The organism is Brevibacillus sp. FIR094, from assembly GCF_050477165.1.
Classification (GTDB): Bacteria; Bacillota; Bacilli; order Brevibacillales; family Brevibacillaceae; genus Brevibacillus.
Window position 1 is genome coordinate 58665 of record NZ_JBEAES010000006.1, and the last position, 18969, is coordinate 77633.

An 18969-nucleotide genomic window follows, 5' to 3' on the forward strand; every position below is an offset into this window, starting at 1 on the left:
TGGCCCGGCATGCATCTGATGTCTATCAGGTTAACGATTAGCGAGTTACCGAAAAGCCTTTTTTGAACTCTTCGATCGCTGCGTTGAATTCTTTTTCATCTGGAAGGTCTTTCGTTGTGCGGATGTGCTCCAACAGTTGCGGTTTGTTGGAATCCAAGAAAGACAACATCTCTTTCTCAAAGCGGCGCACATCTGCTACTGGAATGTCATCCAGGAAACCTCTTGTAGCGCTATAGATAGAAGCAACTTGCTTCTCAACAGACATTGGATCGAACTGACCTTGTTTCATGATTTCCATCAAGCGCTCACCACGGGTCAGACGAGCTTGGGTTGCTTTGTCCAGATCGGAACCGAACTGAGCAAACGCAGCCAACTCACGGTATTGAGCCAACTCAAGCTTGAGTGGACCTGCTACCTTTTTCATCGCCTTAATTTGCGCGGAACCACCTACACGGGATACGGAGAGACCAGTGTTAACCGCTGGACGTTGACCTGCGTTGAACAAGTCTGTCTCGAGGAAGATCTGACCGTCCGTGATGGAGATCACGTTGGTTGGAATGTATGCGGAAATGTCACCCGCTTGGGTTTCGATGAATGGCAGAGCCGTAATGGAACCAGCGCCCAGATCATCAGACAGTTTCGCAGCGCGCTCCAGCAAGCGGGAGTGCAGATAGAATACGTCACCAGGATATGCTTCACGGCCTGGAGGACGACGGAGCAAGAGGGACATTTCGCGGTATGCAGCAGCCTGTTTGGACAGGTCATCGTATACGCACAGAACGTGTCCGCCTTTGTACATGAAGTACTCAGCCATTGTTACACCTGTATATGGAGACAGGTACAACATTGGAGCTGGGTCAGACGCAGTAGCAGAAACGATGATTGTGTAATCCAGAGCACCTGCTTTACGCAGTGTTTCTACGATGTTTGCAACGGTGGATTGCTTTTGACCGATTGCAACGTAGATACAAATCATGTCTTTACCTTTTTGGTTGATGATCGTGTCGAGCGCCACTGCTGTTTTACCAGTTTGGCGGTCACCAATGATCAACTCACGCTGTCCACGACCAACCGGGATCATTGCGTCAATCGCTTTGATACCTGTTTGGAGTGGCTCATGTACGGATTTACGCGCCATAACGCCAGGAGCTGGGCTCTCGATTGGGCGGAAACCGTCATTTGCGATAGGGCCTTGACCATCGATTGGTTGACCCAGTGGGTTTACAACGCGGCCGAGCAGCGCTTCCCCTACTGGAACTTCCATAACGCGGCCGGTACGTTTTACAGTATCGCCTTCCTTAATATCGCGGAAAGGTCCCATAATAACGACACCCACGTTATCTTCTTCCAAGTTGAGTACCATACCCATTACGCCATTTTGGAACTCGAGGAGCTCACCTTGCATGGCTTTTTCCAAACCGTGAACACGAGCAATACCGTCACCTACTTGGATGACTGTGCCTACATCCACAACTTCGATTTCAGATTTAAAGTTAGCGATCCGCTCTTTAATGAGGGAGCTAATCTCTTCTGGTCTGATTGCACTCACTTAATTCACCCCATTCATCCAACTTCTTAAAAGCCATCGAACTTTACGCCTTTTGCGCAAAGGTTTCCAACTTCGTTTTCAGGCTGCCATCGTACAGACGGTCACCAATTTTGATAATAATACCGCCGAGAATCGCTGGATCTACAACTGCTGTCATACGCAGCTTTTTGTTCAGCGTTTGACCGAACTTCTCAGCTAGCTCATTTTGCTCTTCAGTAGAAAGCGGCTTTGCACTAGTCAGAATCGCATCTGCAAATCCACGAGCTTCGTTCGCCAATTGTACAAAAGAACGGTAGATATCAACCAGATCAACTTCGCGTCCGTTTTCAATCAGGACGTTCAGAAAATTAAAGGTTTCTTCCCCTACATGGCTTTTGAACAATTCGTCAGCGAGCTGGCTTTTTGCATCTGCTGCGATGTGCGGGTGCAACATGATCTTTTTCAGATCTTCATTGCTTTCTACCGCTTCTACGATTGCACCCAGGTCTGCTTCTACCTGATCAATCTTGCTACGCTCACTCGCTACTTCAAAGAGAGCGCGAGCATAACGTTTCCCTACTGCGCTACTCATAGGCGATCTCCCACTTGTGCGAGAAATTTGTCAACAGTAGACTTTTGAGCTGCTTCGTCCAGTTCTTTCTCAATGATCTTGGAAGCCAAGAGCACGGAAAGACCAGTCATTTGCTCACGCAGTTCGAGTTTTGCTTTTTCTACTTCACGAGCCAGTTCAGCACTTGCATCTGCTTTCATGCGCTCAGAAGCTGCTTGTGCTTCAGCAACGATTTTGCTTGCTTCATCAGACGCTTGCTTCGCAGCACGGTCGATGATCGCTTTAGATTCAGCGCGAGCTTCATCCAAAAGACGGCGTTGTTCAGCCAAAAGCTTTTCGGATTCCTTGTGGTTGCGTTCCGCAGTAGCAAGCTCATTCTCAACATGAGCACGGCGCTTTTCCAATACGCCCGCAATCGGTCCTGTTGCATATTTGGAAACAACGATCAACAGCAAAATGAAAACAATCACCTGGAGTAATAATGTGCCCCATTCCAGGGATACGGCTCCAAACTCAACCATTTTTAGTTCACTCCTTCCTGACAAACGAAAGATTCTGCAATAAGTTCTATACGCACTTACCAGAATTATTACTAGAAGACTTCATTGCCAAGCTTTGGCCGAAGCCTGATTTTTCCCTACTAAAAGATAGGCGAAGGTGACCCTCCGCCTATTTAATACTGTTCAGCTGTTCGCTTAGCCCAGACGTCCCATCAAGATGAAACCTACAGCTACAGCGATAATTGGAATCGCCTCTACGAGACCCATACCGAGGAACATGATACCCATCAGGTTACCACGAGCTTCAGGTTGACGTGCAACACCTTCAATTGTTTTAGAGATTACGTTACTTGCACCAAAAGCACCACCCAGTGCTGCCAAACCGAAAATAAGACCCATAGCAATAGCTACACCCATAACTTCCATGTTAAAAATACCTCCCTAAATTGTTGTTAACCAAAACTAGATTTTAGTGTTCATCATTCACAAGTTGTGAAATGTAAACCATAGAAAGAGTCAAGAAAATGAACGCCTGAATTGCACCTACGAAGACGGAGTAGCCGAGCCAAATAAATAATGGTGCTGCGGCCAAAACACCCCCACTCAATAGGAAGGCAATCATAATCTCTTTTGCAAAGAGGTTACCGAACAAACGCAGAGGAAGCGTCAACGGTTTAATGATAAACTCCTCAAGAATGTGAATCGGGTTGAGGAATACGTGCTTAAACCAACCACCTGGACTCTTCTTAATACCAAGGTAGTGGGAGTAAAGCAAGACTACCAATGCCAAACCAAATGTTACGCTTGGCGTAGCAGTTGGCGACTTCCACCAGATAACGTGAGCCCCTTTGTCAGCTAGCTCGTGCTCAACGGTTTCGCGCTTTTTCGCTTCGGCTTCTGGTGTAGGAGCAATCGTCAGCATCTTCATAACACTTTCGCTGATTTCACCTTTGTGCACTGTGGTGACGTTGGCGATAACACCTAGCTGGTTCCCAATGAAGATGTAGAGAAACAACGTAATACCAAGCGTCATCATCATCATGACTTTCTTGTGATCCATGTATCCTGCAGTAACATTCTTGACAAAGTCAAAAATCCACTCAACTGCATTTTGCTTAGCACCAGGTACTCCGGTTTCCAGCTTTCGCGTCATTACAAACAGGAAGATAAACACAAGCAGTGCGGTAAGAACCATCATGAGAATCGTAGCGATGTCAAATACCATGCCGCCTAAACTAAACCGTAACGTATAATGATGACCCATCTTTTCACCCCTTTCCATCGATAGATAGAGGTTGTCCGAAACTCTGTCTACACATTGCTATCGAACGCTCTCTGTTAAAATCACTTCATTAAAAGGAAATGCTGGTAACAAATCTATTTTGAATTACGGAATACGAGTAGATAGCTGATCCCTTGGATCAAAAACAATCCAAGTAGAACTCCTGATAATGTGAACATATGAGGGAAAAGAAAGGTAGTATAGGCGGCTAGCCCGGCAATCATGAACCGAAGCATCGTGCCCGTTCCTTTTGGTCTGACATTAGGGTCATCTGCCATTTGCCCAACAACCCAGACCTTGCTTGCGAGAACGCTGGTATTAATGATTCCTGTCACTGTTCCAAGCAACAAACTCTGCAAAAAAACCTTGTGTTCAGGCAATACAACCATCAGTATCACAAACAATGCCATACACCAAAAAGAATAGCGAAAAGTCTTTCGCATCGCTAAAGCAAACGCTTCCATCGTTCGTCACCCCCTACAGATACGGGCGAATGAGTCGATAGACAGTGTATACACCAATAGCAATCCCTGTAATCAAGCCGATAAGCAAGAACCAAGGATCAGTCGCTAGTAGGCGATCCGCGTATCTGCCGATCATAAAACCGGCAACCACACAAATGGCAAAGTCAAGACCAAGTACGCTGACCAAACCAAGTGCTCGCCATGGATTGTCAAGTTTCGCCAGTTTATCCTTCTCCTTTCACATAAGGAGAGGGCACACAATTTCCAAATGCCCTCATCCATATTAACGAAGATTTATTCCCTTTGTCAACGCAAGCGTTTCGGTGTACACAAAGCGTTCACAATTTAAAAATTAAATTTTCTCGACAATTGTGGAGACGCCTTGTCCCCCACCAATGCAAAGAGTCGCTAACCCATATTTTACCCCTTCGCGCTTTTGCAATTCATGGACGAGCGTGACCAAAATTCTCGCGCCACTCGCACCGATTGGATGTCCCAAAGCGATGGCTCCGCCGTTGACATTTAGCTTCTCGCGATCAAAACCTAGTGCTTTGCCAACAGACAGCGATTGGACGGCAAAAGCTTCGTTTGCTTCGATCAAATCGATGTCAGCAATCGACAGTCCCGCTTTTTCCAGTACGCGTTTGGTCGCAGGTACAGGACCGTACCCCATGATGCTCGGATCAACACCTGCACTCGCATTGGCTATGATACGGGCAAGAGGCTTCACTCCCAGCTCTTCTGCCTTCTCGCGTGTCATAATCAAGAGAGCTGCTGCACCATCGTTGATGCCGGATGCATTCCCTGCTGTCACGGTTCCATCCTTTTTAAATGCAGGCTTCAGCTTGCCTAGTGCTTCGGCTGTCACGCCAGCACGAGGGAATTCGTCCACGGCAAACAAAACCGGGTCACCCTTTCGCTGCGGGATCGGAACCGGCACGATTTCTTCTTGAAAACGACCACTTGTGAGCGCTTGCTGAGCCTTTTCCTGGCTCCATGCTGAAAATTCATCCTGCTCTTCGCGTCCAATTTCGTATTTGGTGCAAAGATTCTCTGCTGTGATACCCATGTGGTAGTCGTTGAAAGCACACCAAAGCCCGTCGCGAATCATGGAGTCTACTACTTTCTGATCTCCCATGCGATAACCTGAGCGTGCCCCTTCCATTAAGTATGGTGCCTGGCTCATATTCTCCATCCCACCAGCCAAGACAACTTCTGCCTCACCAGCAAGGATTGACTGAACGGCCAAATGAACGGCTTTTAGACCTGAACCACAAACCTTGTTGATTGTCAGGGAGGGAACTTCATGAGCAAGGCCCGCGTGAATAGAAGCCTGGCGGGCTGGGTTTTGACCCAAGCCTGCTGACAGTACATTCCCCATAACCACTTCATCGACCGCATCCTTGGAAACACCTGCACGCTCTAGCGCTGCTTCCAGTACAATCCCGCCCAGCTTTGTCGCGCTGACACCTGCAAGCATTCCTTGAAAGCTACCTATAGCAGTGCGCACAGCACTCGCAATGACGATTTCTCTTTGACTCATCTTCCACACACCCCTCGAATACACAGGATAGGCAACCTTCTTAAGATTCCATCTTCTCATGATAATTCCTGCCAGGAAATCGCTTTCTTTTCCATTTTATGAAAAACCGTCACTGCCCTTAGAGAAGAGAGTGACGGTCTGAATGATTTATAGAAGTTCTTCTGCAATTTCATCGACGATATTGTTGATGGCAATCGGGCCGTAATAGGCGATCCACACGGTTGTGTTTACCTCGTACACCTTATTTTCCTTGGCTGCTTTTAGCCCTTTCCAAATGGAGCTGTTTTTGTACTCGTCCGTTAATGCTTGATTCGCTTTGTCCGTTACGACAAATAGGTGATCGGCATTTACCTCTGGCAACACTTCCAAAGAAATCATCGTAGCTGTATCTGATTTATCCATCGCTGGCTTGGGAGGAGTCAGTCCCAAATCGGAATACAAGATAGCAGCCGTACGGTGTTCAACTGTGTGCAGTCGAATGGCATTGTCACGAGGACGAATAAGTGCGACGGACTCACCCTTGAGCTTAGTTGCGAGTTCCGCTTTCAATTTGTTCGTTTTCTCTTGGTAGTCTTTTACGATTTGCTCGGCTTGTGGTTCTTTTTCGAGAATTTTTCCGAAGGTAATCAGCGTCTCACGCCAGTCTTCGTTTCGGTCAAACATGATGGTTGGAGCGATTTTGTTCAAATTATCATAGATTTTATCTTGAAACTCCGTGCATATGATCAAGTCAGGCTCCATAGCAACTACCGCTTCTGAATTGGGCTCGTCTTTTGTTCCGAGTACGTGAACATCTTTTAGCTTGTCCATGAGATACTCTGGAAACCTCGAACCGTCCCCCGTTGTAATGACACTACCTGCAGGCAGCTCGCCCAAGGCAATCATTTGATCTGCGTATTGCGTATCCAACACAGCGATTCTGACTGGTTTAAAATCAAGTGTCAGCTCGCCTTTCATGTGCTTGATTGTACGCGTCTCGCTTTTTTTCCCTTCTTGATTCGCGCTAGATTGCGTAGTATTTGACTGCGTCGCCACCTGATTCGAAGCGCCTGTTGCTGCGTTCCCTGAATTGCTAGTATTCGCACTGCCGCCTGAGCAAGCTCCCAGCAGCAAGGTAAGGCTCAGCATCAGGTTCAGCGCCAACATCGCTTTTGTACTCTTATACATCGGTACGGCTCCTCCATCTCTCGGTCGCAAATGATTTTCATTTTCAATGTGATCATTATATTTCCACAGCTTTTGACCAGCAATGGAATATCGCGACAAGAGTAATGGACTTTGGCGACGAATTTCCGATGTCAGCGGATTTTCCTTATACATAGAAGGGGAGAAGCCTGTATATTTTTTAAAGATACGACTGAAATAATAGCTGTCTGTATAACCTACTGATTCCGCTACCTCTTTTAGTCCCAAATTCGTTTGACGAAGCAGTTCCTGCGCTTTTTGAATGCGCACCTGGATCAGATAGTCGATCGGGCCGACCGCTAGCTGGGCTTTAAAGGTGCGTTGCAAAGATCGGGAGCTGCAGTTTAAGAGCGTGGAAAGATCATAGAGTGTGAATGACTCTGCGTAATGTTCCTCGATATACCTGACGGCCTGAACGACCAAATTCGGTACCGTTACTCCGATTCCTTGCGACTGCATCTGTGCCATTAGCTCACATACGAGTTGATAAAGCAGAGCCTTGGCTCGCAGCTTGTCCAGTTTGCCGCTCTGATTCCATGCTTGCTGCATACGTGATATTGCAACAAATACATTTGCCTGATGCATGGGGGTTAATCCGTATTGGATGTGAAAAGGTTGTGTTTGCTCCAGTAAATGTAACAGCTCCTGCCGACAAGGCAACGGTAAATGAGCTTTGTACAAAATCAGATAGTATTCCAGCTCATCCTTTATTTCCTCGATATCCACGTACGTACCTTTGCCAGCATGGGCCATATAGCAATTCTTGATAGCATGCACATTCCCGTCAAGACGAATCAGACCACTGCCTCTCACCGAAAATAGAAAGGCACTAGCCGGCAATTGATAGGATCGCAGCTGCTCTCCGGCTCGCATGACGATATGCCGTACATCATGTAATCGTACACTTGCCTGATTCCATAGAAAAATATGATCATCCACGTTCATTGTCCCACACTCAACTCCTTGATAGCCCTCCCATCGTTCTTCTTTTCATTCTATTTGATAACCATTCTCATTTCTATAGCGAAAATCTAATAGAAAGCACACTACCTCGATGAAACCGCACGAACGTATATAACTTCGTAGGTGACAGGGATGCCCGTTTCTCTTTTATACGTCTGCTCATAGTAACGAATCATTTCTGCAAGGAGTTTTCTGTGTCCCAGACCGCTCCCTTGCTCCATACTTGCACTGGCGCCCACTGCTTTCACAGCATGCAAGAAATCCCGTACACCCGGGTAAGTTAGCCGCTCATATTTCCTTACCACCTCTATATCCGTAAACCCTGCTTGCTCCAATAGCCCGTGCCAATCGCGTGCAGAGTGAAACTCCAAGCCATGGCGTACTCCCTTTTCCCCCAAAATCGCATGAGCATTCGCAAACGAATCATGCAGCTCCCAAAACGTATCGGGTCCAAATGTTGAAAAAACCAAAGGTGCTCCGGGCTTCAAGATTCTTCCCAATCCTTTTAGTGTATGCGCTGGCTTGGCAAACCACTGAAAACACGCTCCTGAAACGATCAAATCCTTTGACCTCGCCTGTTGTTCCCAAACCCATTCTTCGGCATCGGCTTGAGAAAATGAACAAGTCAGGCCATGCTGCTCCAGATTGTTCTTCGCCTGCTCCAGCATACCTGACGCAATCTCTACCGCTTCGTAATGAGCTGCAGAAAAATGGCTGCGAATGACGCGGGTTAATCCCCCTGTCCCACAGCCAATTTCTAGAATGCTTCGCACCTCGTTCTCGTTCGTTATTTCTGTAACCATTTGACTCAAATGATCAGCCATCTTCTTTTGCACAAGTGCGTATTTTTCGTATGAGACAGCCTTCTCACTAAATCGGCTGCTGATTGCTCTCTTCTGCAAGCTGCTCCACCATCCTCTTTAGCGAATCTCCTACAACCTCCGGAACAAATACATGCGGAGCATGACCACAGTCAGGAATTTGCACGAAATTGGCACCTGCAAGGCTAAGCGCCAGTTCTTCTCTGGCTGCAAGCGAACAGATAGCATCCTCCATTCCATGAATAACAATAGTGGGAGTAGTCAACGAAGACAGGAACGGGCGGCAATCCTCTTCTTCTAAATAGGACAAGCCCGCAATCAACGCTGCCGTACTCCACTTCTGGCTATCCAACCCCACGTGCAAGCCTGTTTGCTTACGCTCTTCTGGTGTTAGCATCTGTTCAACAAATGCGCCCATCACCCGCTCGCGTGCTACGGAAAGCTGCCTTTTCATCCTTTGCAAAACAACAGGATGCCACCCTTTACGAAGGTCATGTTGTTCGCAGGTAAAGCGTGCTGTGGTGCCGATCAAAACAAGTCCTGAGACCGGGTACTGGGCAGCAAGACGTATTCCAAGCATCCCTCCCATGGACCACCCCACTACAATCAGCTCCAGGACCGAAAGAGAACGGACTTCCTCTTCTACTCTCTCGTAAAATTGCAAGGAATCAGTGACGTCCGAATAAGTAGGTGAGATGTGCTGATAGGAAGGAAATTGGGAGCGTACTGCATCCCAGCTGCAATCTGGCATTCCCCACCCTGTTAGCCACAGCATTACTTTTCTCACGTTATCGCCCCTCCCTTTGAAGCTCGTCCCTGATTTCGCTCACTTGCTCGCAAGCCCACTCCAGCTCTTCGCGCGTATGGGTAGCCATCACTGTAAAACGGATACGTGCGGCTCCTGCTGGCACGGTAGGCGGTCGAATCGCCACTGCTGCAATCCCACGTTGCCGAAGCCTTTTACTGAATTGCAAAGTCCACTCATTCTCTCCTAACGTGAGCGGGATGATTGGCGTATCTTCTTCGTCTACGGTAAACCCGCGTGAGCGAAGCAACTGGCGAAACACGAGCGCATTCTGCCTCACCGCTTTTCTTCGCCAAGACTCTGTTTGTACCAAAGACAACGCCGCCAGATTCGAGCCATTCACCGCAGGGGGCAGGGCTGTCGAATACACCAGCGAACGCGCTTTTGTCATCAAGTAACGAATGATGATCTCATCTGCGCATACGTATGCCCCATAAACACCAAATGCCTTGCTGAAGGTTCCCATCAAAACGTCGACTTGTCCGGCGATACCCAGCTCGTGGCACAAGCCTTGCCCTTCTTCACCACGCACTCCCCCCGCATGAGCTTCGTCAACCATCAGCATGGCATCGTAACGATCTCGCAGTTGTACCAATTCAAGAAGAGGGGCTTTATCACCGTCCATGGAGAATATGCTGTCCGTGATGATCCACTTCCGTCTTGCATCCTGGTGCCTTTTCAGCAAAAATTCCAGATGCTCCATGTCGTTATGTCTGTACCGAAAATGCTCCGCCCGACTGAGTACGATCCCATCGACGATGCTGGCGTGATTCAATCGATCACTAAAAACAGCGTCGCCTCTTCCGGCAAGTGCTGCAATTACCCCCGTATTTGCCTGATAGCCGTTTGCAAAGACAAGCGCCCCTTCTCTCTCTTTCCACGCCGCCAATTGTTCTTCCAGCTCGTTATATAACGCGTAGTTGCCATGGACGAGACGAGAGGCAGTTCCTCCTGCCCCCCACTCCTCTGCCGCCTTCTTGCCAGCATCCACGATTCGTTGATCATGGGCCAAGCCCAAATAGTTGTTCGATGACAGGTTTAATAATGGTTTCCCGTCGACTTGAATCCACGTGCCTGCGCGATCACTGGCTGACTCTACGGTGTTCCATTCTCTTGTCAGCGATTGTTTGCGCAACGATTCATATTCTTCTTCCAGCCATGTGTAGCGTTTATTCATAACTGACCTACTGCCCTACAGCGCACACAGCTCGATTTCAAACCCGAGGTCTTCAATCATCTGATGGTCTGTGGTGATTTCCTGCCCGGGCGTCGTCAAATAGTCGCCCACGAACAATGAGTTAGCCGCATATAAGGAGAGCGGCTGCAAGGTGCGCAAATTCACTTCGCGACCACCCGCAACACGAATTTCTTTATCTGGGCAAATAAATCGGAACAAGGCGAGAACACGAAGAGCCTTCATTGCTGGAGTACGTCCTTTATCCTCCAACGGAGTTCCGGGAATCGCATTTAAAAAATTGATTGGGATAGAGTCTGCGTCGAGATTGCGCAGGGCAAATGCCATTTCAGCGATCTCTTCATCGCTCTCCCCCATGCCGATGATCACGCCTGCGCAGGGCGACATCCCTGCTCTTTTCACGGTATCGACTGTCTGTACACGCTGATCGTACGTATGCGTTGTTGTAATCGCTTCATAATGATTGCGACTCGTGTTGAGATTATGGTTGTAGCGGTGAACACCTGAATCTTTTAGGCGCGTTGCTTGTTCGTCGCTTAATATCCCTAAGCATGCGCAAATTTTCAGCGGCATCGTCTCGCGGATTTCTTTTACTGCCTCGATGACCTGGCCCATCTCTCTTTCTGTGGGACCACGCCCTGAGGCGACAATACAGTATGTACCTGCTTTTCGATTCATAGCTTCTCGTGCACCTGCGAGCAATGTCTCCTTGTCTAGCATCGTGTACTTGGATACGGGAGCATTCGAAACAATCGACTGCGAGCAGTAACCGCAATCCTCTGGGCATAGGCCGCTCTTGGCGTTGATGATCATGTTCAGTTTGACCTTTTTCCGAAAAAGTGCTTTCTGACACGAAAAGCTTCGTTCATGACCAGCAACAGCTCATCATCAGGCGCTTGCAATACCTTCATTGCCTCTTCCTGTGTAAACTCTTCTTTCTTGATGGCTTTGCTTGCGTAATCTTTCCAATCCAGACAGGTGCTGTTCTCCATTTTCTCGTCTCCCCTTCTTAATTATTTATGTCTCCACTGACACAACTGGCCGATGTCTACACATTCTTGGATCAGCTGCGTCAACTGTTGACGCTCTAACGGTTGGTGGTCTATCCATGGAAGTACGCCCCATACGGGAACTCCACCGTAGCTCTCGATCATGCTCGCGTTTGTTTTGACACTCTCATCGGTGACACCAGCAGAATTGTTTTGATTCAGGATGACACCTACAACCTCGATCCCGAGTTCCCGTGCATACCACACAGACAAGAGCGTATGGTTAATCGTGCCGAGCCCAGACCGCGCCACGATGAGCATAGGTAGGTTCAGTCGAGCAGCGAGATCCGCCATCGTTTCGGTTGGCGTCAATGGCACAATCAGACCACCAGCTCCTTCGACAAGGAGTGACGGATAACGTTCCATCAGGGGGCGCCCGCAAGCGATTATTTCCTCCATGGTCAAGCTTTTCCCCTCTGCTTCCGCAGCCAGAAACGGGGTAAGTGGTGCCTCAAAACAGAGCGGGGCTATCTCCTCACACGCGTCAGGCACTCCGCTCCACGTTCTCAAGTGCATTGCATCACTGCCCTCATCATGTGCTCGTGCTCCTGACTGGACTGGCTTCCAAACCCCTATGTCCACGCCTGTCTCACGCAACACGGATGCAATTCCGGCAGTCACAATTGTTTTTCCCACCCCTGTATCTGTTCCTGTGATGAACAGTCCGGAAAAGGGTCGATCAGTCACATCAATCACTCCTCCTTATCACCTGTCGTTACATCCTGAATCGATTCCGTCAAAATCCGAATCATGTCAGCCAATTCTTCCGTTGTAGATACAAGCGGTGGGATAAAAACGATGACATTGCCCAACGGTCGTGTCAGAAGCCCTTTTTCTCTCGCTACCTGACAGACACGTACACCGATCCGCTCATTCCAGTGATAGGGCTCCTTGGTCTCTTTATCCCGAACCAGCTCGATTCCCGCCATCAATCCTTTTTGCCGGATATCTCCTACATGGGGCAGGTCGCGAAGTGGCTCTAGCAATTGATCCAGATCGGTTGCTTTTTGTGCTACTTGTTGAACAACTCCCCGCTCCTCCATCAGCCGCAGGTTAGCGAGAGCAACTGCACAGCCAAGTGGATTTCCCGTGAAAGAATGTCCGTGGAAAAAGGTTTTCTGTTCCTCATAGTCGGCGAAAAAAGCATCATAAATCTGCTCGGTTACTAAGGTAGCCGCTACTGGCAAATACCCTCCTGTGAGCCCTTTTGCGACCGCCATGATGTCTGGCACGACCCCATCATGCTCACAAGCAAACATTTTGCCCGTGCGTCCAAATCCTGTCGCTACTTCGTCTGCGATCAGCAATACATTGTAGGCGCGTAATAGCTCCGCGATTTTTTTCAAGCAACCGTCCGGCATGATAATCATGCCACTTGCTCCCTGCACGACAGGCTCTACGATCATCGCCGCAATCTCATGAGCTCTTTCCTTCAACAAAGTTTCCAGACTGCTCAATGTGGCCTGAACCGCTGCTTCTTCGCCACCCTGCCGGTATGGATAAGGGTATGGAATGACATGTGGAGAAAAGAGCAGAGGTTTGTAGACCTGATGGTAGAGAGGAATGGCTCCTACACTGGTAGCTCCAATCGTATCCCCGTGATAGGCATTGTTCATCGTGATAAACGAATGTTTGCCAGTATGCCCGTGATTTTGCCAGTATTGGAACGCCATTTTCAGTGAGATTTCAACTGCCGTTGCCCCGTTGTCAGAGTAAAAGACTTTGCTCAATCCTTTTGGTGCGAGGTTGATCAGTTTTTCCGCTAGTAGAATGGATGGGACATTTGCCATGCCGAGCAAGGTTGAGTGGGCAATCTGTTCGAGCTGTTCCGTGATCGCCTGATTCAGCTCGGGAACGTTGTGACCGTGGACGTTCAACCACACGGAGGAAAAACCGTCGTAGTAAGCCTTGCCGTTCACATCGAACAGCTTGATCCCTTCTCCTCTCGCAATAATCAGTGGCTCCTGTGCGACATAGTCTTTCATTTGGGTGAAGGGATGCCACACGTATTGCTTGTTTTTAGCAGAGAGCTCTGCATAATTATTTAACAACCAAATCACAACCTCGGTTAACATATATTTGTTAACCGTTATTTTAAAATGGTTAACCCATTTTAGCAAAGCTTTTTTCTTCGACTTTGAAAAATTAGCAAGATCTAAGAATTTCCTTCTGGTTTGAGTCAACATAGTAGAGAAGAAGAAAAAGCGCAGTTCTTTTCGACTCTGACACACCAGCAAGGGGGATTCACTGTCCGCCTCCACTTCCAAAAGGGGACCGTCGAGCCAAAGCCACCCTACGGGCGGAAGCTTCTCAAGGAAGAAGTGTTCGACAAGCGTGGTCCCCTTTTGGAAGTTCCGACTGGGTAGGCGTTGTCAAGGTCTACGAGCCCTGCGCTTTTTCTTCTCACCAGCTTTGTCAGTTCATCGATACCTTCTAAAACCCAGGAAGGCGACAAAAAAAGGCCAAGCTCCTCTTCGTTAGAGAAGCTTGACCTTTTATATTCGATTTATTTATCTTGATGTAAGATGCGATACAGTGCAACGACACACACCGCTCTCGTCGTTGGTTTATTCGGCTGATAATTTCCTCCAACTGGATCAATCAGACCAAGTCCGACCATGTTGTTGATGGAGGTAGATGCCCAGGATGGCCATGTCCCTTTATCGGAGACCTTTTTCGTCGCTCCCTTTTTATTCACGAGACGATCGAAAATGACTGCGGCCTCTGCGCGAGTCACCGGCTGATCCGGACGGAAAGTATTATCGTTATAGCCCTTCACCAGACCTTTGGAAACAGCAACCTGTACGGCACCTTGCGCATAGGAAGGCACCTTATCCTTGAATTTCAGCTTTGGTGAGGATGGAAGCTCCCATTCAAAAGTGCGCGCGAGCAAGGTGACGAACTGTGCTCTTGTCAAAGAAACCTCTGGGCCGAACGTCGTCTCCGTCAAACCCTTCACATAGCCTTTTTCCGCCATGTAGGTGATTTCTGCCTTGGCTGAATGCTTCGCGATGTCTGTAAATCCAGCGCTGCCCGTTCCTGCATTGTCCAGATAGTACGGAATGTACTTACCGTAGCTATTGACTTCATATACCCACTGACCTTGAGCATTCAGGGTTCCCAGAAGCGGATCCAACGTATTGTTTACTTCGTTTACGTACAAGAGTCCAACGCCTTTTCCAGCGAGCCATTGCTTCGGTGCCAAGGTCAACTGAATCGACGAAGTTGAAATTGCGTCCTCTTGTCCTGCTTTTAGTTCGCCCGGCTTAATCGTAAACGAATAATCAGCAGGCACATATCCTGGCATAGGCTGAGTCACGATCGACTCCACATCAATCAGCGCACTATCCAGGTAAGGTGCAGTGTTTTCAAAGGAATAATGGAGATCGAGCTCCGCCCCGAGGGACATGCTGCCTGGCAGTTCAGGTACAACGGCTACATCGCTCGGTTGTCCTGCCTGGTTGCCCAAGAGGAGCGAGAATTCGTCGAAGTACAGTGTTCCTTTGTCGTGTGTAATGCCATCATTGGCTTGGTCAACGACATACACACTCTTGAGCTGCAATGGGTACGCAACATTGCTCGGGAAATAGCCTTTAACCTGCTTCCAGCCTGTCCAATTGATCTCTTTTGCCAGATCGAGGTAGACCGGCTTGCCGTTTGCATCGACTACTTCTGCACGGAGCCAATGTCCGCTGTTGTCACCATTGACCCACAAGCCCAATCCGAGCGGTTTGCCAGGGATGGTCACAGGTTTTGCCCCCAGAACGCCGTACGAAATCCGCATGTTGTTCGCTGGTGCTCCAGAGAAGTTGTACACCAGCTTCGCTGCCTTTTTCGTACGGAATGTCTGATCGGAAACGAGCGCGAACGAACCAGCGGAACTGATGCTGGATGGATTTGCCGCATGGTACATACCGGCCTGATTATCGAAGGTGAGCCATGGCTGCTCAAATTGTCCGACAGCAAATGGTACGGTTGTCGACACGCCATCATACGTAATCGTCAGGTGTCCGTTGCCCGGCTCATTGCCTGCTACCAGTTGCAGATTGTCGTTAATCGTCGCTACAGAGGAATCGACACTCGCTTTTACGCTAAGTGGCGTCGCTTGTACGGTAGAACCCTTCTTCGTTTTAATTTTGACATCGAGATTAAGGGATTGTCCCGGTGCAATCGTGATCGGATTCGGGGAAACGATGATTTGCTGCACATCGTTGCCGGAAATGACTTGAATGTCTTTATTTTGCGTCACATTGCCCAAGCGCGCTGTCAATGTGATTTTGCCGGAGCGAGCTGGTGTGAATTGCTTGCCATTTACGGTTCCCGCTTCAGACTGACTGCCATCCCAACTCACATCGCCTGCATTGATCGCGTAAGGTTGGTAATGAACGTCATATCCTTTGGATGCGCTAAGCTGGATGGTTTGTCCGATAAGCACATCTGCTGGTACATCGATTTGGAAGCCTCTCAATTCTCCAGCAGGTGCCGTGTTGTATACGGCCAGTCCAGTAGGCACTCGACGCTCAGCACCGCCGCTCGGCTTATTCGACAGATTCGCGTGTGTCTCACCCAGCATACGAGCTGCCATGGTCGTAGATCCACCACCGTCAAAGTTTACAGCCCGATAAGAGCCGAGCTCCGCCATGATTTTTGCCAGTTCATCCAAATAAACGCCTTGGCTTGCATCGATCGTGACCATGTACAAGGTCTTCCCGTCCTGGGAAACACCGACCGCTGTGCGCGCCGTTTTGTTCGTGATGGACTTGTCCGCTGGAAAGGACGACAGTGCTTTCCCTTGATCGACCAAAAGGACATTGCCACCCACCGCATGGTTCAAGTCGAGTGTCTGCGGTGTCGTTTGATACTCAACTGTTGCAGTAGCGCCTACTGGGAAATTTTGTTTGAGAAATGCTCCTGCTGCTCCATGTCCCCAAAGGACATAGCCGTTGTAAGGTATGTATACGCCAGGTTGATTCACACGAACTTCTTTGGCTACGTTGTCTACAAACAGAATCTCGACGACATCTTTATAGCCCGATATCGTACCCAAGCTGGTTTTGCCAAAAGAAGGGGTATAGACGTTCAGTTGGTTCTGGTGACTTTTTCGTCCGTCACTCGGGTTGTACTCTTCCTTGTTGACACCCTGAATCGAATAGGTAGCGCCACTCGGAGCAGTAACCTTGCCACCAAAACCAAACTTATCGACGATGGCCATCTTATCTCCGGTCAAGCCTAGGGCGTACCAGTAAGAGACCAAGCCCATGGAAGAAATGAGCTCATCGTCTTTCATGACAATGCCAAACGGCGCTCCCCGCTTCGACATATTAAAGAAGTCGGCATTGATCGCTGCTACCGCTCCGGTTTCACGCGCCATTTGTGTAACCGTCTGCCTGTCTGTCAGCTTGCCTTTCGTTCCGTATACCGGTTTGACCTCAACGTAAGGATTGTTCAGATCAACCTTGGTCACCATAATCGTGACCACTTGATTGGCAAATGATTTCGTATATTTCTGCAAAGTGGTCCCCTCACCAATTGGGGTTTGCCACATCATATTCAATGCACTGGTTTCCGCTCTGGCGTGTGCGACATTGGTCGCAAACGGCACAAACGGAACAAAAGCTCCCCAGGCCATGGTCGTGGCCGTGAGCAGCGTCACTATCCTTTGCGCTCTCATGTTGGTAACTCCTCTCCGTATTCCAAACTCTATCTTTTTTCCATCTAAGCCAAGCAACTAAATATTAGACGCAAAAGACCATGGATAGTTTCGCCAATTCTCTCGATTCTCTATTAGAAAAACATACCAAATCATCAGTCTTCGAAACCAAAAAAATTCCCGTTACCAACAAGAAACCCGCCTGGTTTTGACGAACGGTACCTGGCGGGTTTTCCTAGCTGTATGTTACTGACCTGGTTGGAAAGGCTCTGGTTGTTCAGCTCGCAAACCAAAATGATAGAGGATTGCTTCTACGATACGGCGGGAAGCCTCGCCATCCCCGTAAGGGTTGACAGCGTGTGCCATTGCATCGTAAGCCGCTTGGTTGGTCAGCAATTCTTTTGCCATTGCATAAACTTGCTCTTCGTCGGTTCCTACGAGCTTCAACGTGCCTGCTTCAATCCCCTCAGGACGTTCTGTCGTATCGCGCAGAACCAGGACTGGTACGCCAAGAGACGGCGCTTCCTCCTGCACCCCGCCAGAATCGGTCAGGATGAGATGGGCACGACGAGCGAAGTTGTGGAAATCAAGGGCATCCAATGGTTCGATCAACGAAATGCGATCGTGGTTTCCGAGAATCTCCTGCGCCACTTCTTGTACGGCAGGATTCAAGTGAACTGGATACACAACAGCAATCTCAGGATGCTCGTCAACCAGTCTTCGAACTGCACGGAAAATACGGCGCATCGGCTCGCCCAAATTTTCGCGGCGGTGTGCCGTCATCAGCACCAGCTTCTGACCAGCTACGCGATCAAGCACCGGATGTGTGTAATCCTCGCGAACTGTTGTTTTCAGCGCGTCAATCGCAGTGTTTCCTGTCACGTAGATGCTTTCTTCCGGCTTTGCTTCGCGACGAAGATTGTCAACCGATCCATCGGTCGGAGAGAAGTGCAGGTCAGCCATTACACCTGTCAACTGACGGTTCATCTCTTCCGGGAACGGCGAGTACTTGTCCCATGTGCGTAGACCCGCTTCCACGTGTCCGATCGCAACTTGATTATAAAAAGCAGCCAGACTCGCCACAAAAGTGGTTGTCGTATCCCCGTGTACGAGGACAATGTCCGGTTTTACTTCCTTCATCGTTTCATCCAGACTCTCCAATGCACGAGTGGTCACACCCACCAGCGTTTGGCGATCCTTCATGATGTTCAAATCAATGTCTGGTTGAATATCAAAAATGTCCAAAACCTGATCGAGCATTTGACGGTGTTGGGCCGTCACGCAAACGACCGATTCGATCTGTTCGCTGTGCTTGTTCAATTCATGGACAAGCGGCGCCATTTTGATCGCTTCCGGACGTGTGCCGAATACCGTCATTACTTTTACAGTTTTCATCCGTTTTTCCCTCTCCGA

The 18969-nt window shown here is 48.8% G+C and carries 16 protein-coding genes and 1 pseudogene; all 17 read right to left on the bottom strand.

Annotated features, from left to right (window positions below; genetic code table 11):
• Positions 1–37: 37 nt before the first annotated feature.
• Positions 38–1549: a F0F1 ATP synthase subunit alpha gene (gene atpA / locus ACQ5DJ_RS06400; RefSeq protein WP_429841709.1), complete on the bottom strand. Its 1512-nt coding sequence runs from the start codon at positions 1547–1549 to the stop codon at positions 38–40.
• Between the two features lie 43 nt (positions 1550–1592).
• Complete coding sequence (locus ACQ5DJ_RS06405; RefSeq protein WP_144618773.1) at positions 1593–2120, bottom strand: F0F1 ATP synthase subunit delta; 528 nt, start codon at positions 2118–2120, stop codon at positions 1593–1595.
• The gene (atpF, locus tag ACQ5DJ_RS06410; protein ID WP_429841710.1) at positions 2117–2620 is read right to left on the bottom strand and encodes a F0F1 ATP synthase subunit B; all 504 of its coding nucleotides are present in this window, start codon (positions 2618–2620) and stop codon (positions 2117–2119) included. The genes ACQ5DJ_RS06405 and atpF overlap by 4 nt, the downstream gene beginning before the upstream one ends.
• Before the next feature lie 174 nt (positions 2621–2794).
• On the bottom strand, positions 2795–3025 hold the full coding sequence (gene atpE, locus ACQ5DJ_RS06415) for a F0F1 ATP synthase subunit C (protein WP_017252354.1): 231 nt from the start codon (positions 3023–3025) through the stop codon (positions 2795–2797).
• 43 nt (positions 3026–3068) lie between these two features.
• The gene (gene atpB / locus ACQ5DJ_RS06420) at positions 3069–3863 is read right to left on the bottom strand and encodes a F0F1 ATP synthase subunit A (RefSeq protein WP_017252355.1); all 795 of its coding nucleotides are present in this window, start codon (positions 3861–3863) and stop codon (positions 3069–3071) included.
• A 113-nt stretch (positions 3864–3976) separates the two neighbouring features.
• The gene (locus tag ACQ5DJ_RS06425; RefSeq protein ID WP_429841711.1) at positions 3977–4345 is read right to left on the bottom strand and encodes an ATP synthase subunit I; all 369 of its coding nucleotides are present in this window, start codon (positions 4343–4345) and stop codon (positions 3977–3979) included.
• A 13-nt stretch (positions 4346–4358) separates the two neighbouring features.
• Positions 4359–4532: an AtpZ/AtpI family protein gene (locus ACQ5DJ_RS06430; RefSeq protein WP_017252357.1), complete on the bottom strand. Its 174-nt coding sequence runs from the start codon at positions 4530–4532 to the stop codon at positions 4359–4361.
• A 165-nt stretch (positions 4533–4697) separates the two neighbouring features.
• Entirely contained in the window at positions 4698–5888 is a 1191-nt protein-coding gene (locus tag ACQ5DJ_RS06435; protein ID WP_429841712.1) for an acetyl-CoA C-acetyltransferase, read from the bottom strand.
• A 147-nt stretch (positions 5889–6035) separates the two neighbouring features.
• Positions 6036–8018 (bottom strand): ABC transporter substrate-binding protein, encoded by a 1983-nt coding sequence (locus tag ACQ5DJ_RS06440; RefSeq protein WP_429841713.1) that lies wholly within the window; start codon positions 8016–8018, stop codon positions 6036–6038.
• 101 nt (positions 8019–8119) lie between these two features.
• Positions 8120–8938 carry a malonyl-ACP O-methyltransferase BioC gene (gene bioC, locus ACQ5DJ_RS06445; RefSeq protein WP_429841714.1) on the bottom strand — a complete coding sequence of 273 codons (819 nt, stop codon included), beginning with the start codon at positions 8936–8938 and terminating at the stop codon, positions 8120–8122.
• Positions 8907–9644 (bottom strand): alpha/beta fold hydrolase, encoded by a 738-nt coding sequence (locus ACQ5DJ_RS06450; protein ID WP_429841715.1) that lies wholly within the window; start codon positions 9642–9644, stop codon positions 8907–8909. Before ACQ5DJ_RS06450 ends, bioC begins: the two co-directional genes overlap by 32 nt.
• A 1-nt stretch (position 9645) precedes the next feature.
• A complete protein-coding gene (bioF, locus tag ACQ5DJ_RS06455; protein WP_429841716.1) occupies positions 9646–10839 on the bottom strand; it encodes an 8-amino-7-oxononanoate synthase in 1194 nt (397 codons plus the stop codon).
• Positions 10840–10854: 15 nt separating this feature from the next.
• Positions 10855–11849 (bottom strand): annotated as a pseudogene (gene bioB, locus ACQ5DJ_RS06460) (biotin synthase BioB).
• A 21-nt stretch (positions 11850–11870) separates the two neighbouring features.
• Positions 11871–12593: a dethiobiotin synthase gene (gene bioD, locus ACQ5DJ_RS06465; protein WP_429841717.1), complete on the bottom strand. Its 723-nt coding sequence runs from the start codon at positions 12591–12593 to the stop codon at positions 11871–11873.
• Between the two features lie 5 nt (positions 12594–12598).
• Positions 12599–13981: an adenosylmethionine--8-amino-7-oxononanoate transaminase gene (bioA, locus tag ACQ5DJ_RS06470; RefSeq protein WP_429841846.1), complete on the bottom strand. Its 1383-nt coding sequence runs from the start codon at positions 13979–13981 to the stop codon at positions 12599–12601.
• Between the two features lie 431 nt (positions 13982–14412).
• Positions 14413–17577 carry a phosphodiester glycosidase family protein gene (locus ACQ5DJ_RS06475; RefSeq protein ID WP_429841718.1) on the bottom strand — a complete coding sequence of 1055 codons (3165 nt, stop codon included), beginning with the start codon at positions 17575–17577 and terminating at the stop codon, positions 14413–14415.
• Positions 17578–17802: 225 nt separating this feature from the next.
• Positions 17803–18951 carry a non-hydrolyzing UDP-N-acetylglucosamine 2-epimerase gene (gene wecB / locus ACQ5DJ_RS06480; protein WP_429841719.1) on the bottom strand — a complete coding sequence of 383 codons (1149 nt, stop codon included), beginning with the start codon at positions 18949–18951 and terminating at the stop codon, positions 17803–17805.
• Positions 18952–18969: the final 18 nt, after the last annotated feature.

Coding starts and splice junctions, on each gene's coding strand:
- ACQ5DJ_RS06405 (WP_144618773.1), bottom strand. CDS start 2,120: ATGAGTAGCGCAGTAGGGAAACGTTATGCTCGCGCTCTCTTTGAAGTA.
- atpF (WP_429841710.1), bottom strand. CDS start 2,620: ATGGTTGAGTTTGGAGCCGTATCCCTGGAATGGGGCACATTATTACTC.
- atpE (WP_017252354.1), bottom strand. CDS start 3,025: ATGGAAGTTATGGGTGTAGCTATTGCTATGGGTCTTATTTTCGGTTTG.
- atpB (WP_017252355.1), bottom strand. CDS start 3,863: ATGGGTCATCATTATACGTTACGGTTTAGTTTAGGCGGCATGGTATTT.
- ACQ5DJ_RS06425 (WP_429841711.1), bottom strand. CDS start 4,345: ATGGAAGCGTTTGCTTTAGCGATGCGAAAGACTTTTCGCTATTCTTTT.
- ACQ5DJ_RS06435 (WP_429841712.1), bottom strand. CDS start 5,888: ATGAGTCAAAGAGAAATCGTCATTGCGAGTGCTGTGCGCACTGCTATA.
- ACQ5DJ_RS06440 (WP_429841713.1), bottom strand. CDS start 8,018: ATGAACGTGGATGATCATATTTTTCTATGGAATCAGGCAAGTGTACGA.
- bioF (WP_429841716.1), bottom strand. CDS start 10,839: ATGAATAAACGCTACACATGGCTGGAAGAAGAATATGAATCGTTGCGC.
- bioA (WP_429841846.1), bottom strand. CDS start 13,981: ATGTTAACCGAGGTTGTGATTTGGTTGTTAAATAATTATGCAGAGCTC.
- ACQ5DJ_RS06475 (WP_429841718.1), bottom strand. CDS start 17,577: ATGAGAGCGCAAAGGATAGTGACGCTGCTCACGGCCACGACCATGGCC.
- wecB (WP_429841719.1), bottom strand. CDS start 18,951: ATGAAAACTGTAAAAGTAATGACGGTATTCGGCACACGTCCGGAAGCG.